This window comes from Roseobacter sp., assembly GCF_045106495.1.
Classification (GTDB): domain Bacteria; phylum Pseudomonadota; class Alphaproteobacteria; order Rhodobacterales; family Rhodobacteraceae; genus Roseobacter.
Window position 1 is genome coordinate 74,903 of record NZ_JBGCEQ010000006.1, and the last position, 13,534, is coordinate 88,436.

A 13,534-nucleotide genomic window follows, 5' to 3' on the forward strand; every position below is an offset into this window, starting at 1 on the left:
AGGCTTTGTGACCCACGCCCAAACCTTTGGGCGAGGTAACAAGCAAGCACTGGCGATACATTGCACCCTTGCGCACTCCGGCGCGTGGCGCGGTGTAGGGGACGCGTTGCATGATCAATTGACACTGACAGCTTTTGACCTTCCCGGTCATGGAAAAAGCCCGGATTGGGATTACAAGACGGATTTGCATGAGCTGTGCCGGGACGCGGCGCTAGCCTATTTGCCGGGACCGCGGGACTTGATCGGGCACTCTTTCGGGGCGACTGTTGCGTTGCGTCTTGCCGTGGAACATCCGGATCTGGTGCGCAGTCTGACCCTGATCGAACCTGTTTTCTTCGCTGCTGTGATTGCCGACGCGCCGGAACGCATGGCAGCGCATGATCTGGAAACTGCCCCAATTACGTCCGCGCTTGTCGCTGAGGATCACGCCCGCGCTGCGCAGTTGTTCAACCGCTTCTGGGGGGACGGCACGAAATGGGATGCGATGTCGGCGGCGACCCGACGATATCTGACCGAGCGCATGACGATTGTGCCGGGACAATCTGCGATGATCTTTGAGGACAATGCGGGCTTGATGGCGCCGGGCAAACTGGCGCGCGCGAAAATGCCCTGTCTTTTGATAGAAGGTGCAATGTCACCAGATATTATTGATGCGATACACAGCAGTCTCGTACACCGCCTGCCTAATGCCGTGCGTGCGACGATTGCGGGGGCGGGACATATGTCGCCGTTAACGCACCCAAACGAGGTCGCATCGCTGATACTGCGGCTAATCGAAGTGGCTGAGGAATAGGTCAATCTGCTCATGGGTGATTGACCAGTCGCAGACCAGACGAGCCGCGAGCATCGCCTCCGGATCCGCGCCCTCGAGCGCGTCATCCCACATGTTGTAGTGCGCGCCCGCATCATGAAGACGCTGATGCAAGCGGGCTGGAAATCGCGTGAAAACCATATTCGCCTGCGGTTCGTGCAAGAATTCCGCCCCCACCCTGCGTAGGCCGGCCACCAGGTAGTCAGCATTGGCATTAGCGCGCGATGCGGCTTCCAGCCATGCGCCATCCTGCAGGTAGCCCGCCATTTGAGCCGACAAATACCGATGCTTTGAAAACAGATGGGCCCCGCGCTTTCGGCGCAGTTCAAATTCCCATGCTTTTGACGGGTCAAAGAAAACAACGGCCTCGACACCCAGGCAGCCGTTTTTTGTGCCGCCAAAGCTGACCACATCCACACCCGACTTCCAGGTCATTTCCGCCGCCGAACATCCCAATGCAACCAGCGCATTGGCAAACCGAGCGCCGTCCAGATGCACGGGTAGTTCAAAAGACTTGGCCACGGCCGTCAATTCTCGCAACTCGTCCAGTGTGTAAACACTTCCGCGCTCAGTCACTTGTGTGATCGACACAGGGCCGCGTTGCGGTCCGTGCACGCCGCGCACGCCTTCGGCCTCGATCCGGTCGCGCAAGCCTTGCGCGGTCATCTTGTCCGATGTTTCCACAAGGCACAGCTTGGCGCCACCGCTGTAAAATTCGGGCGCGTTGCATTCGTCTTCTTGGATGTGCGCAATCCGGGTGCAAAACACAGCCTGCCAAGGACGACAATAGCTTGCGAGTGCCAGAGCATTCGCCGCCGTTCCGGTGGCAACCAGGAAAACAGCCGCATCTGGCGCTTCGAAGATGTCACGGATCCTTTCGCGCACCTCTTTCATTATTGGATCGGCGCCATAGGGCAGCGCAAATCCGGTATTTGCCTCTTGGACGCGTTGCATGACTTGTGGCAACGCGGGCCCGGCATTGTCAGAAGAAAAATACATCAGGTCGGTTCCTCGATAATATGCTCTTCCCATTCTTCTTCCGGAATGTCGAATTCACTCAGCGTCCACCCCTGCACTGAGACGCCCGCATCATGAACCGATTGCGCGGTGCCACTGATCAGCGGATGCCAATCGGGCAAGGCATCCCCTTGCCAGAGCAACCGGTAGGCGCATGTGTCGGGCATCCAATAGGCGTGCGTGTCGAGGTTGTCCGGTTTCAAAACGATGCAATCTGGCACGAACTGATGTCTGTTGTCGTAATGCGCGCAGCGACAGGTGGAATCGTCCAACAAGCGGCAAGCGATGCGGGTCAAAGCCACCGAGCCGCTGTCTTCGTCCTCGAGTTTGTTGAGACAGCATTTGCCGCACCCATCACATAGGGACTCCCATTCCTTCCGGGTCATTTTGGCCAGCGGCTTACGCTCCCAGAAACGATCCTTCAGGCCCGCGCGGTCAATCGGATCCGTCACAATGCGCTCAAAATTTTGCGGGCCTCGGCACTGTCGGCATCCATCTGCGCAATAAGCGCATTCAGCCCGTCGAAGTTTTCTTCAGGGCGCAAGTGGTCCACCAAAGCAACCGACAATGCTGTCCCGTAAAGATCGCCCTGAAAGTCGAAAATGAAGGTTTCCAGATTGGGTCGGTTTTCTCCAAACATGGGTCTGACACCCATCGAGGCAACACCATTGTAGCTGCCGGCGTGCGGGCCCTCCAACACGTCCACAAGCACGGCGTAGACCCCAAAAGCCGGCGGATGCAGCCCGTCGATGGACATATTCGCAGTGGGGTATCCCAATTCACGCCCGCGCTGCTCACCGCCGATCACAGGTCCCTCGATGCGGTGCCAGTGACCCAACATTGAGGCCGCCAGACGGGGGTCGCCATCGCTGAGGGCGCGGCGAATGGCGGTGGAAGAAACAGTTTCTTCAGCTTGTTCGATCAGCGGTGCAATGGTGACGCCGAAACCCATATCTTGGCCAAATTGGCGAAGATGCGTGGCAGTGCCCGCGCGCCCTTGGCCAAAGCAGAAATCCGCTCCGACGATCACGTGTTTCAGGCCAAAGCCCTGTGCAATCACCTTGTGCGCGAAGCCTTTCGGCGAAAGTGCCGCGAGGGCTGCGTTGAAATTCAATTCGTAGAGACGCGCCACACCCAGCTTTTCCAAGCGGCTGGCGCGCGCTTCGCGGCTCATCAAACGAAAGGGGGGCGCATCATGCGCAAAAAATTCGCGCGGGTGCGGCTCGAAAGTGACAATGCCCAGCGGAGCATCGGGCGCTGCCTGGCGCGCAAGATCAATAACCGACTGATGACCCAGATGCACACCATCGAAGTTTCCGATCGCTGCACTTGCGCCGCGATTTTCCGGGTCAACAAACTGATAGTCGCGGATTATCCTCATCCGCCTTGCGTACCCTTGAAGGTCAAAACACGCAAGCGCGTGACACGGGTATTCTCGTCACAACAAGGGTCGTTTCTGGGTCAGTCGAATTTGCGCGATGGCGCCATCACAGTTGCTTCGCCCACCAGGACTTTCTTCCCGCCCACAGCGCAGTGACAGTCGAGACGCACCCGCCGCTTGGCCATATCGATGTCGATCACCTTGACCTCGGCATAAACCATATCCCCCGGGCGCACAGGAGCGAGGAATTTCAACGACTGGCCCATGTAAACCGTGCCATGACCGGGAAGCTGCTCGCCGATCACGGCCGAGATCAAACCTGCGGTTAACATGCCATGGGCAATGCGGCCTTCGAAAATTGTGTCTTGCGCGTAATCGTCGTCCAGATGTACCGGGTTCCGGTCGGTTGAGATTTGGGCGAACATCTCGATATCCTCATCTGTCACCACCTTTTGCAAATTGCGTGACATCCCCATTTCGATGTCTTCGATGCAGATGGTGCCGCGGAGCATATTGTCCAACATGGTGACCCTTCCGGTAACTTTCTGACGTTTACGCTAATATAGTTGTAACTTTATTACTTCGCGACTGCAGAAAATCAAGAGAAAAATAGGTCAGCGCAGGTACCCTATTGTGTAGGTTGGGTTAGACATTTCTTTTTTTAAATAGAGGCTTAGTGCATCCGGGTCCGGATCAGTTCGGGTTTTTGTTTCGGCAGCGGCCAGCCCCCCGGATATGAACAGCGAATCAATGTCTTCACCCATGGCGCCTGCAATGTCAGTCAGTACACCGTCGCCGATGGCCAATATCCGATTATCCGGTACATCTGCACCAAGAGTTGCCAGCCTGCGGCGCGCCAGATCGTAAATCGGCGGATGCGGTTTGCCGAAATAGAGGCTCTCTCCTCCCATCTCCGTGTAAAGCTGAGCTAAAGCACCAGCGCACCATTCGCGCTGTTCGCCTCTGTCGACCACGATATCGGGATTGGCGCACAAAAGTTTGAGACCGCGCTGCTTGGCCACCAGGAATTGAGGACGCATCACGCTAGGGTCGGCGAGCGGGTCATAAGGGCCTGTGCAAACTATGCCTGTTGCTTCTTCCAAAGGTACCGCACGCACTTTGATAGGATCCTTGACCACGCCGATGGGCTCGAAAAACCGTTCATCGCCGGGGTATCCGATGTGCCAGACGTCTTGGCCGACCACGCCGCGAAACATTGCGGAACGCGCGCTGTCGCCTGAAGTGGCAATGGTGTCCCAACTGTCATCCGGAACGCCAAAAGCGATTAGCTGTTTTTCGACACCGGCGCGCGGACGCGGCGAATTGGTCACAAGCACGACCTTGCCGCCAGAAGCGCGATAGGCCTGAAGCGCCGCAACCGCGTCCGGCAAGGCCGCCACACCGTTGTGCACGCATCCCCAAAGGTCTACAAATAGGGCGTCATATTGGGCTGAAACATCGCTAAGAGAGGTGATGATGCGCGACATGTGCGGTTCGTCCTTGTTGTATGGCGTCAGGGTGCCGACGAACGGATGATCAATCAGCCTGGTAAAACGCCCGGCGTCGGAACACCGGGCGGCGCGATCACACCTTGAGGTTCGGAATGATCTGTTTTTTGCGGCTCATGATACCAGGCAGAACAACCGTGTCGCCAGCAACGGAGGCATCAAAGCTCTTTTCTGCGATGGATTTCACTAAGTCGTTTGGCACCAGTAACGTGGCCTCTTCACTCAGAATATCGACGACGAACAACAGGACCTGGTCGGCACCGTCCTCGGTCGCAACGCCCGGCATTGCGGCCATGAGTGCGTCTTTGCGGTCCAGCACTTGCGCGGGCGAGGTTGTTTCCAGCACGGACACGCGGAATTGCTTGCCGTCGACTGCATATTCTTTGCTGTCCATGCGCAGCAGTTCCGCTTCGGAAAAGGCGGACACATCGGATTTCGCAGCAAACATCTCGGCAGCATACTCGGGTATGTTGATGTCCAATGCCTGCGCCAGATCCCAGGCAATCGCCTTGTCTTCGTTGGTGGTGGTGGGGCTGCGGAACTCAAGCGTGTCGCTCAGGATGCAAGAAAGCATCGCGCCTTGGATGTTCGCGGGCATTTGCGCCATATCCTTGCCAATCATCTTCCACATGATGGTCGCGGTGCAGGCCAGAGGCTCGATGCGAATGTCGATGGGGCCTTTGGTTTCAAGCCCGCCAACCAGTTTGTGGTGGTCAATGATCCCTTGAATATCGGCGTCGTTGATGCTGTCTGGCAATTCCGCCGGATTGTTTGTGTCCACGATCACGACGGGCGTATCAGCCGCGACTTCGGAGATGATGTCCGGTTTGTCGAGCGACCAGCGATCCAGAACGAAAAGGGCTTCTGTGTTAGGCTCTCCCAGTAGAACAGGCTTGGCTTCGACGCCCTTGATCTGGTTCAGGTACCACGCCCAGATGATGGGCGACCCGGTGCTGTCGGTGTCGGGGGATTTGTGGCCAAAAACGAGCGTGCTCATACGAGAGAATCCTAAAGTTAACGGTGTCAATTTCGGCGCCTTATAGCACGGACGTCAGCCTTGTCACCCCGCATATGCTGCATTGCAGCATTAGAGGTTAATTTCCGCACGCTTCTTTTTGGTCAAGCCCGCTACGACCATATCATAGGAGGCCATAAGGTGGTTTTGCAGTTCGTCGTCTGACAGGCCGGGCGCCGCGTAATGTTGCAGCCATTTGAGCCCCCTTGAGGCCATGTAAGGCGCAGGGCGAATGCCAGGAACATCCTGCAACACTTCAAAGGCCAGATCGGAGGCTTTGAAGGTAAAGGCGTCCGCCCCCTTGTTCCATCCGCAAATGGCAAAGACTTTTCCACCGACTTTCCAAACATCTGAGTTGCCCCATTGGACTACGTGGGTCGCCGAGGGCAACTTGGCACAAAAACTGTTGAATTCTTCACGTGTCATCGGGCCAAATTAGGCTGGATGGCCGGCCTTGTCATTGAGAACCTCACGGGGCGCGGGCGGTGCTCGTCTGTCTTGCTGCGGTCAAAAGCGTATTTGGGTTTGTCGATTTACGGGCTTTGTGGTGATGTAAGCGCAAAGCACTCAGAGTAATGTGACACGCCCAAGGTAAAACCCATGCCTAAACCGGCCAAACCGCCCAAGGAAATGGACCTGTATCCACCGATCAAATCGCTTTTGGAAGGGCAGGGGTATGAGGTTAAGGCCGAAGTGGCGGCGGCGGATGTCGTTGCCATGCGGCCCGGCGAAGAGCCAGTGGTCGTGGAATTGAAGCTCACGCCGTCGCTTGCCTTATTTCATCAATGTGTGGAGCGGCTGGCTGTTACGGATGCCGTGTATATGGCGTTTACCCATCAACCGGGCAAAAGAGGTCAGAAATCTCGCAAGCAGGTCATCGCCATGGCCCGCAGGCTTGGGTTTGGGGTCATCACGGTGCGTGCAAAAGATGAATTTGTGCAAGTGCACTGTGACCCGGGTCCCTACGCGCCTCGAAAATCAGCCAAGCGCAAAGCCGCCATGATCAAGGAATTCACGCGACGTACCGGTGATCCGAATGCGGGCGGGCAAACCCGTTTGGGGCTGGTAACATCCTATCGTCAGGACGCGTTGCGATGTGCGGCACATCTTGCAGAACATGGGGCGACCAAGGGTGCACAGGTCGCCAAAACCACCGGGGTTCCAACGGCAACCAGGTTGATGGCCGATAATCACTACGGGTGGTTCCAGCGTGTGGACAAGGGTATTTACGACCTGACGGATTCGGGCCGCAACGGTCTTGTGCATTGGGCTTATAGCTGGGAATAGGCATGACAAGGCCCTGACTCCAACCTCTCACCTGTATTGACGCAAAATTTTCACATCATGGCTGTTGACACGCCCGCGGTGGGTGCCTAGCTATGCGCCGTTAGCACTCAGTAGTTACGAGTGATAACGGTCCAGGTGAAGTAATATTGCTTGGATCAATTGGGAGAAACTTTGAGCCTTAAGGAGCTGCAAAGATGGCATTGAAACCGCTTCATGACCGCGTGTTGGTACGCCGCACGGAAAGCGAAGAAAAAACTTCTGGTGGATTGATCATCCCCGATAGCGCAAAGGAAAAGCCCTCGGAGGGCGAAGTTGTTGCATGTGGCGAAGGTGCCCGCAAAGACAGCGGTGAACTGATCGATATGGCTGTCAAAGCCGGTGACAAAATCCTGTTCGGAAAATGGTCCGGCACGGAAGTCACGCTCGACGGTGAAGAACTGCTGATGATGAAGGAAAGCGACATCATGGGAATCATCGAGTAAGCCATCTGGCTGGCTTGATGGTGGACTGAAATCCACCCCCACGACATATCGCTGCACTAAACTGATTATTCTCAAGAGGAGAAAACAACATGGCTGCTAAGGACGTCAAATTCGACACCGATGCACGTAACCGTATGCTCCGGGGTGTGAACATCCTGGCTGACGCGGTCAAAGTCACGCTTGGTCCAAAAGGCCGCAACGTGGTTCTGGACAAATCTTTCGGTGCACCGCGCATCACCAAGGATGGTGTATCCGTGGCGAAAGAGATCGAGCTTGAAGACAAGTTCGAGAACATGGGCGCACAAATGGTCAAAGAAGTGGCCCAGCGTACCAACGACGAAGCTGGTGACGGCACAACCACTGCAACCGTTCTGGCGCAAGCAATTGTCAAAGAAGGCATGAAGTCGGTTGCCGCTGGCATGAACCCGATGGACCTCAAGCGCGGCATTGATCTGGCAACTGCAAAAGTTGTCGAATCGATCAAAGCGGCCTCGCGTCCGGTCTCTGACAGCGACGAAGTTGCTCAGGTTGGTACAATCTCTGCAAACGGCGAAGCCGAAATCGGTCAGCAAATCGCCGATGCGATGCAAAAAGTTGGCAACGAAGGCGTGATCACCGTCGAAGAGAACAAGGGTCTGGAAACAGAAACTGATGTTGTCGAAGGCATGCAGTTCGACCGCGGCTACTTGTCACCTTACTTTGTGACCAATGCCGACAAGATGACCACCGAGCTGGAAGACTGCATCGTGTTGCTGCACGAAAAGAAACTGTCTTCTTTGCAGCCAATGGTTCCGCTCTTGGAGCAAGTCATCCAGTCGCAAAAGCCACTGTTGATCGTCGCAGAGGATGTTGAAGGCGAAGCGCTGGCTACTCTGGTTGTGAACAAACTGCGTGGCGGTTTGAAAATCGCAGCTGTGAAAGCACCGGGTTTCGGCGATCGTCGCAAAGCCATGCTGCAAGACCTAGCGATCCTCACAGGCGGTCAAGTGATCTCCGAAGATCTGGGCATGAAGCTTGAGTCCGTCACAATGGACATGCTTTGCTCCGCCAAGAAGATCCAGATCACCAAAGACGAAACAACAATCGTTGACGGTTCTGGCGAAAAAGCCGAGATCGAAGCACGTGTTGCTCAGATCCGGACGCAGATCGAAGAAACCACATCTGACTACGATCGTGAAAAGCTGCAAGAGCGTGTTGCCAAACTGGCGGGCGGTGTTGCTGTGATCCGCGTCGGCGGCATGACCGAAGTTGAAGTGAAAGAGCGTAAAGACCGTGTCGCTGACGCGCTGAACGCAACGCGCGCTGCTGTGCAAGAAGGCATTGTCGTAGGTGGTGGTGTTGCTCTGGTTCAGGCTGGCAAATCGCTGGCCGGCCTTGAGGGTGCGAACTCCGATCAAACCATCGGCATTACCATTGTGCGCAAAGCACTGGAAGCGCCGCTGCGTCAAATCGCCGAGAACTCCGGCGTTGACGGTTCGGTTGTCGCAGGCAAGATTCGTGAAAGCGACGACGCCAAATATGGCTTCAACGCACAGACCGAAGAGTATGGCGACATGTTCGCGTTCGGTGTGATCGATCCTGCCAAAGTGGTACGTCACGCATTGCAAGACGCCGCATCCATCGCGGGTCTGCTGATCACGACCGAAGCCATGGTTGCAGACAAGCCCGCCAAAGAAGGCGCGGCACCTGCGGGCGGCGGCATGCCTGACATGGGCGGCATGGGCGGCATGATGTAAGCCACGCCTCTGTGCGAAGATTTGGGCTCGCCTCATGGCGGGCCCTTTTTTGTTGAAATCGATGAAAAGAAACGTTGTTGCCTTGTCGCGGACACAGATCCAACGGTGTTAACCGGCTATTCAGTGGCCAGTGTTAGCGTGCCGCAAATCAGCAAATCTGGGGATCTTTCTTCCATGACCCGCACGGCTCAAATGCACGAAACCGACACCGCCCTTCCCACAGGCAGCATTTCCGCCGATTCGAAAGAAATAGAAGATTTCATCTATTTGATCAGTCATGATTTCCGCACCTCGGTACGTGCGTTGATCGAGTTACCCCAATGGATTGAAGAAGACCTGGCTGAAGCGGGTGTAAAAATAGATGGCTCTGTCGCCGAGAGTATCGAACTGATGAATAGGCATACAGGGCGTCTGGATCGTATGCTTGTGGACCTTTTGACCTTTTCTCGGGTTGGGCGCATGCAGACGATGGAACAAATCGATCTGAATGCTGTTCTGGACGAGGTTCTTGAAGAGATGCGTATTCCTCCGGGTTTCAAGGTTGTGCGCGCGCTGGAATGTGCTGACCTGAAAATGGGTGAAATAGATGTATTGACGCTCCTGACGGCGTTGATCTCCAATGCCGTCAAGCACCATGATCGCTCGTCGGGGCAAATCGTGGTAACGTGTCGCAGCGACGGCACGCACTCGGTTCTGTCAGTGCAAGACAACGGACCGGGAATTGCCACCGACCATCACGATCGGGTGTTCGGGGCCATGACGACGCTTAAACCCCGCGATGAAGTTGAAGGCAGCGGAATGGGCTTGGCCATCGTCAAGAAAATTGCAAAACTCTACAACGGTGATGCTCAGGTGATTGAAAATGCTGGCAGTCGTGGCACAACCGTGGAAGTGCGTCTGCAGGCATAGGGCAAAGACACGCGCGTTGATTTTCACGTTTTCAATGTCAGACGGGTTCAACCCTAACATAGTCAAGTAACGAAACGCCCGCTTGGACTATCCTGAAAGAACCTGTAAGGCGCAGAGATGCGTCTCTTTTTCCTGATCACATGCACCATGATTGCCTTTGCGGCCAATTCCTTGCTCACCCGGTTGGCTGTCGAAACTGGCCATATTGATCCCAACAGTTTTGCATTGATCCGGGTGCTTGCGGGCGCAATTACTCTGGGCGGAATCGTTCTAATCCGAGGCGGTAGAATAAGGCTCTTCGCGCCGGCACGCGTCTTGGGCGCAAGCAGCCTTGCAGCTTATATGGTCGGGTTCTCTTTGGCTTATCTGACGTTGGATGCCGGGCTCGGGGCCCTTATCCTCTTCGGTGTCGTTCAAATGACAATGTTCGCCTATGGCTCTGTGACAGGTACACAGCCAACATCGCGGCAGTTGGGCGGCGCGACACTGGCTTTTGCAGGTTTGCTTGTGGCGCTTTGGCCAGGGGAAGGCGGTCAATCCGACCCGACCGGCGCGGCCTTTATGATCATGGCTGGCCTGGGATGGGCTGCCTATACGATCTCAGGGCGTACGTCACGCGACCCGCTGGCTGCGACATCTGCAAATTTCATCCTGTGTCTGCCACTTCTGACTATCATGTTGATAGGTTTTGTCACCCATGCTTCCGTCCTGGGGTGGGCCTTGGCGATCGTTTGCGGCGGTATCACATCCGGTTTGGGCTATGCGTTGTGGTATCTCGTTCTACCCCAACTGCAGGGGAGCATCGCGGCCATAGTCCAGCTGAGTGTGCCCAATATCGCGCTACTGGGCGGGGCTCTTTTTCTGGGTGAAACCATCACACCCATGATTGTCCTGGCGACGATACTGGTCATTGCCGGGATCGCCATCGCCATTACATCACGATCGTCTCAAGCGGGTCGTACATGATCAGGTCGTTGTCTGAAAAAGCAATACTCGCCAGGCTGCTGGGTTTAAAATGAAGCCATTTCACTTCAGCCTGTGTTGCCCATACGTGACGTGAAACGATGTTCTCAGGGTCCTGCCACCCGTTTGGTACATGGGAGGTTCCGACGATTTGACATCGAAAAAAGATATCAACCTGATGGAACCCGGTACGCGGATCATGGAATTCGTTTATCAGACAGGGCGCATTGACCTGCACGTTCAATCCGGTTTCTTCATGCACCTCGCGCGCCAGATTTTCGGGCAGCGATGCGCCGGGTTCAACCCCGCCGCCGGGCGCGCATAGCAGGCTGCTGCGCCCCTTGGGCCAGGCGTTGACCAGCAACAACCGTGCTTCGTGCACAATTATGGCGCGGGCCGCCAATCGAACAGGTTTTTTATGCATACAGGTTTTTTCCAGTAAAAGCGCGTGACGTTACACTTTCGCAAGTCAAGTAATGGCACTATCTCGAGGGGTATGACCAGAGTTATGCAAATTCTTCTCGTGACAGGCGTCATAGCTTTTGTTGCGGCCTCGGCAAACGCGCGATGTGTTGTGCTGTTGCATGGGCTTGCACGAACGGAATCGTCTTTCGCTGTCATGGAAAATGCTCTTGTATCAAAGGGATATTCCGTCGTGCGGCCCGGTTATCCTTCGACAACCGCTCCAGTGGCGGAACTGGTGGCGCGCACCCTACCGGATGCCATGGCCAAATGTGGCCCGCGCGGACATGTAGATTTTGTAACCCACTCCATGGGTGGCATTCTCTTGCGGCAGTGGGTTGCTGAAGCCGCGCCAGACAGAATAGGTCGAGTGGTGATGCTGGCGCCCCCCAATCAGGGCAGTGAAGTTGTAGACGCCTTCTCCGATATTGACGCATTCGACTGGATCAATGGTCCCGCAGGCGCGCAATTGGGCACGCAAGCAAACGATTTGCCGCGTAGCTTGCCACCCGTGACATTTGACCTGGGCATCATTGCGGGCGATCAATCGTTAAACCCTTATTTTTCTTCGCTGATACCCGGGCGGGATGACGGCAAGGTCTCGGTCCAGTCGACCCGCGTGGCTGGCATGAAGGACCATATTGTTTTGCCGGTCACCCACACCTTCATGATGAACAACCCACGCGTCATTGCGCAAACCGTCGCCTTTTTGACCACCGGCCAATTCGATCGCTCTATGAGCTGGTTCGATGCGGTGCTTTCGCAACTCGGCTGCCCCGATGGAAACTGTGTGCCGAGCGTAGGAGAGATGATTGGCCGACCTTGACCTGCAGGGAGCAGAGGTCCTTGGCTCGGGCGGTCTGAAGCCGGGCAGCCTATCGATTTCCGGTGAAAAAATCATGGCAGATGTTGGTGAAAGGGCCATCGATTTGACAGGTTATTGGATCCTGCCGGGGATTGTCGACCTGCATGGCGATGGTTTCGAACGTCACCTGGCGCCCCGACGTGGTGCAATGAAGCAGATGGCCGAGGGCATTGTCGCAACCGAGGCGGAACTGGCCGCCAATGGCATCACCACTGCGGTTCTGGCACAATTCGTCAGCTGGGAAGGTGGATTGCGCGGCCTGGAGTTTGCCGATCAGGTCTTTTCGGCAATCCGCGCGACCGCGCCCGATCTGGTGACGGATTTGCGGGCTCAATTGCGCTTGGAAATCCATTTGCTGGATCTCTATGACAGCATCCCGGATCGGTTGACGGACTGGGGTGTGGACTACATCGTTTTCAACGACCACCTGCCACATGATCGTCTGGCGCAAGGCCGTCAACCGCCGCGTATGGTCGGGCAAGCTTTGAAAGCTGGACGCAATCCGGATGACCATTTTGAACTCTTGCTGCAGCTCCATGCGCAATCGGACGCAGTGCCAGTAGCGCTGGATAAACTATGTGCGACGCTAAAAAATCGCCACCTGCGCATGGGCAGCCATGACGATGCCACGAAATCAGAGCGCGACACCTGGCATCAGCGCGGCATTCGCATCGCCGAATTTCCAGAAACACTTGAGGCCGCCGAAGCAGCACGTCGCCTTGGGGATGCTGTCATTCTGGGTGCGCCCAACGTCGTGCGAGGCGGGTCCCACAAGGGTAATGTGTCTGCGCTGGAACTGATCTCGATGGGTCTTTGTGACGCCATCGCCTCGGACTACCACTATCCCAGCCCGCGCCGCGCGGCATTGATGTTGGCCAACAGCGGTGTCACCGATCTGACAACTGCATGGCATTTGGTCTCCGCCGGGCCTGCGCGCGTGCTGGGTTTGGCAGATCGCGGAACGCTTGAGGCCGGACAACGCGCAGATGTGGTTATTCTGGATGCCAAGACACATCGCGTGGCGGCAACGATGGCCGCCGGTCGGTTCAGCTACATGTCCGGCGAGATTGCCGAGCGTTTTCTGGCACCGCGTTGAGG

Annotated in this window: 16 protein-coding genes; 8 read left to right on the forward strand and 8 right to left on the reverse strand. The window is 56.1% G+C overall.

The window, feature by feature from the left end:
• Positions 1–7: 7 nt before the first annotated feature.
• Positions 8–793 carry an alpha/beta fold hydrolase gene (locus tag AB8B75_RS05870; RefSeq protein ID WP_405360590.1) on the forward strand — a complete coding sequence of 262 codons (786 nt, stop codon included), beginning with the start codon at positions 8–10 and terminating at the stop codon, positions 791–793.
• On the opposite strand, the gene AB8B75_RS05875 is transcribed toward AB8B75_RS05870, so the two are convergent.
• The 7 genes from AB8B75_RS05875 to AB8B75_RS05905 all read right to left on the reverse strand — a co-directional run bounded on the left by AB8B75_RS05875 (position 770) and on the right by AB8B75_RS05905 (position 6,158).
• Positions 770–1,810 carry a threonine aldolase family protein gene (locus AB8B75_RS05875; RefSeq protein WP_405360591.1) on the reverse strand — a complete coding sequence of 347 codons (1,041 nt, stop codon included), beginning with the start codon at positions 1,808–1,810 and terminating at the stop codon, positions 770–772. The two genes, AB8B75_RS05870 and AB8B75_RS05875, sit on opposite strands and share 24 nt — an antisense overlap.
• Positions 1,810–2,280, reverse strand: coding sequence for a YcgN family cysteine cluster protein (locus AB8B75_RS05880; protein WP_405360593.1), 471 nt, complete (start codon positions 2,278–2,280; stop codon positions 1,810–1,812). Before AB8B75_RS05880 ends, AB8B75_RS05875 begins: the two co-directional genes overlap by 1 nt.
• Positions 2,277–3,209 (reverse strand): bifunctional riboflavin kinase/FAD synthetase, encoded by a 933-nt coding sequence (locus AB8B75_RS05885; RefSeq protein WP_405360594.1) that lies wholly within the window; start codon positions 3,207–3,209, stop codon positions 2,277–2,279. Before AB8B75_RS05885 ends, AB8B75_RS05880 begins: the two co-directional genes overlap by 4 nt.
• Positions 3,210–3,289: 80 nt before the next feature.
• Positions 3,290–3,733 carry a MaoC family dehydratase gene (locus AB8B75_RS05890; RefSeq protein WP_405360595.1) on the reverse strand — a complete coding sequence of 148 codons (444 nt, stop codon included), beginning with the start codon at positions 3,731–3,733 and terminating at the stop codon, positions 3,290–3,292.
• Positions 3,734–3,823: 90 nt separating this feature from the next.
• Positions 3,824–4,696: a TIGR01459 family HAD-type hydrolase gene (locus AB8B75_RS05895; RefSeq protein WP_405360596.1), complete on the reverse strand. Its 873-nt coding sequence runs from the start codon at positions 4,694–4,696 to the stop codon at positions 3,824–3,826.
• 97 nt (positions 4,697–4,793) lie between these two features.
• On the reverse strand, positions 4,794–5,714 hold the full coding sequence (locus tag AB8B75_RS05900; RefSeq protein WP_405360597.1) for a manganese-dependent inorganic pyrophosphatase: 921 nt from the start codon (positions 5,712–5,714) through the stop codon (positions 4,794–4,796).
• A 90-nt stretch (positions 5,715–5,804) separates the two neighbouring features.
• Complete coding sequence (locus tag AB8B75_RS05905; RefSeq protein WP_405360599.1) at positions 5,805–6,158, reverse strand: MmcQ/YjbR family DNA-binding protein; 354 nt, start codon at positions 6,156–6,158, stop codon at positions 5,805–5,807.
• A gap of 174 nt (positions 6,159–6,332) precedes the next feature.
• Here AB8B75_RS05905 and AB8B75_RS05910 point away from each other — a divergent pair, with 174 nt between their 5' ends.
• The 5 genes from AB8B75_RS05910 (at position 6,333) to AB8B75_RS05930 (ending at position 11,112) form a co-directional block, all read left to right on the forward strand.
• On the forward strand, positions 6,333–7,019 hold the full coding sequence (locus AB8B75_RS05910; protein ID WP_405360600.1) for a DUF2161 domain-containing phosphodiesterase: 687 nt from the start codon (positions 6,333–6,335) through the stop codon (positions 7,017–7,019).
• 194 nt (positions 7,020–7,213) lie between these two features.
• On the forward strand, positions 7,214–7,501 hold the full coding sequence (groES, locus tag AB8B75_RS05915; RefSeq protein ID WP_219507517.1) for a co-chaperone GroES: 288 nt from the start codon (positions 7,214–7,216) through the stop codon (positions 7,499–7,501).
• 89 nt (positions 7,502–7,590) lie between these two features.
• Positions 7,591–9,237 carry a chaperonin GroEL gene (gene groL / locus AB8B75_RS05920; protein WP_405360601.1) on the forward strand — a complete coding sequence of 549 codons (1,647 nt, stop codon included), beginning with the start codon at positions 7,591–7,593 and terminating at the stop codon, positions 9,235–9,237.
• Between the two features lie 174 nt (positions 9,238–9,411).
• The gene (locus AB8B75_RS05925) at positions 9,412–10,146 is read left to right on the forward strand and encodes an ATP-binding protein (protein ID WP_405360602.1); all 735 of its coding nucleotides are present in this window, start codon (positions 9,412–9,414) and stop codon (positions 10,144–10,146) included.
• Between the two features lie 117 nt (positions 10,147–10,263).
• The gene (locus AB8B75_RS05930) at positions 10,264–11,112 is read left to right on the forward strand and encodes a DMT family transporter (protein WP_405360603.1); all 849 of its coding nucleotides are present in this window, start codon (positions 10,264–10,266) and stop codon (positions 11,110–11,112) included.
• Here AB8B75_RS05930 and AB8B75_RS05935 read toward each other — a convergent pair.
• Positions 11,078–11,533, reverse strand: a complete 456-nt coding sequence (locus AB8B75_RS05935; RefSeq protein WP_405360604.1) for an NUDIX domain-containing protein — start codon at positions 11,531–11,533, stop codon at positions 11,078–11,080. The genes AB8B75_RS05930 and AB8B75_RS05935 overlap by 35 nt on opposite strands.
• Positions 11,534–11,617: 84 nt before the next feature.
• On the opposite strand from AB8B75_RS05935, the gene AB8B75_RS05940 reads away from it, so the two are divergent.
• Both AB8B75_RS05940 and AB8B75_RS05945 read left to right on the forward strand, forming a co-directional pair.
• Complete coding sequence (locus AB8B75_RS05940) at positions 11,618–12,397, forward strand: esterase/lipase family protein (protein WP_405360605.1); 780 nt, start codon at positions 11,618–11,620, stop codon at positions 12,395–12,397.
• The gene (locus AB8B75_RS05945; RefSeq protein WP_405360607.1) at positions 12,384–13,532 is read left to right on the forward strand and encodes an alpha-D-ribose 1-methylphosphonate 5-triphosphate diphosphatase; all 1,149 of its coding nucleotides are present in this window, start codon (positions 12,384–12,386) and stop codon (positions 13,530–13,532) included. The genes AB8B75_RS05940 and AB8B75_RS05945 overlap by 14 nt, the downstream gene beginning before the upstream one ends.
• Positions 13,533–13,534 lie beyond the last annotated feature (2 nt).

What these genes read in the sequence shown, in the direction of transcription:
- AB8B75_RS05875 (WP_405360591.1), bottom strand. Translation starts at nt 1,810, where the DNA reads ATGTATTTTTCTTCTGACAATGCCGGGCCCGCGTTGCCACAAGTCATG.
- AB8B75_RS05885 (WP_405360594.1), bottom strand. Translation starts at nt 3,209, where the DNA reads ATGAGGATAATCCGCGACTATCAGTTTGTTGACCCGGAAAATCGCGGC.
- AB8B75_RS05890 (WP_405360595.1), bottom strand. Translation starts at nt 3,733, where the DNA reads ATGTTGGACAATATGCTCCGCGGCACCATCTGCATCGAAGACATCGAA.
- AB8B75_RS05895 (WP_405360596.1), bottom strand. Translation starts at nt 4,696, where the DNA reads ATGTCGCGCATCATCACCTCTCTTAGCGATGTTTCAGCCCAATATGAC.
- AB8B75_RS05900 (WP_405360597.1), bottom strand. Translation starts at nt 5,714, where the DNA reads ATGAGCACGCTCGTTTTTGGCCACAAATCCCCCGACACCGACAGCACC.
- AB8B75_RS05905 (WP_405360599.1), bottom strand. Translation starts at nt 6,158, where the DNA reads ATGACACGTGAAGAATTCAACAGTTTTTGTGCCAAGTTGCCCTCGGCG.
- AB8B75_RS05910 (WP_405360600.1), top strand. Translation starts at nt 6,333, where the DNA reads ATGCCTAAACCGGCCAAACCGCCCAAGGAAATGGACCTGTATCCACCG.
- groES (WP_219507517.1), top strand. Translation starts at nt 7,214, where the DNA reads ATGGCATTGAAACCGCTTCATGACCGCGTGTTGGTACGCCGCACGGAA.
- groL (WP_405360601.1), top strand. Translation starts at nt 7,591, where the DNA reads ATGGCTGCTAAGGACGTCAAATTCGACACCGATGCACGTAACCGTATG.
- AB8B75_RS05925 (WP_405360602.1), top strand. Translation starts at nt 9,412, where the DNA reads ATGACCCGCACGGCTCAAATGCACGAAACCGACACCGCCCTTCCCACA.
- AB8B75_RS05930 (WP_405360603.1), top strand. Translation starts at nt 10,264, where the DNA reads ATGCGTCTCTTTTTCCTGATCACATGCACCATGATTGCCTTTGCGGCC.
- AB8B75_RS05935 (WP_405360604.1), bottom strand. Translation starts at nt 11,533, where the DNA reads ATGCATAAAAAACCTGTTCGATTGGCGGCCCGCGCCATAATTGTGCAC.
- AB8B75_RS05940 (WP_405360605.1), top strand. Translation starts at nt 11,618, where the DNA reads ATGCAAATTCTTCTCGTGACAGGCGTCATAGCTTTTGTTGCGGCCTCG.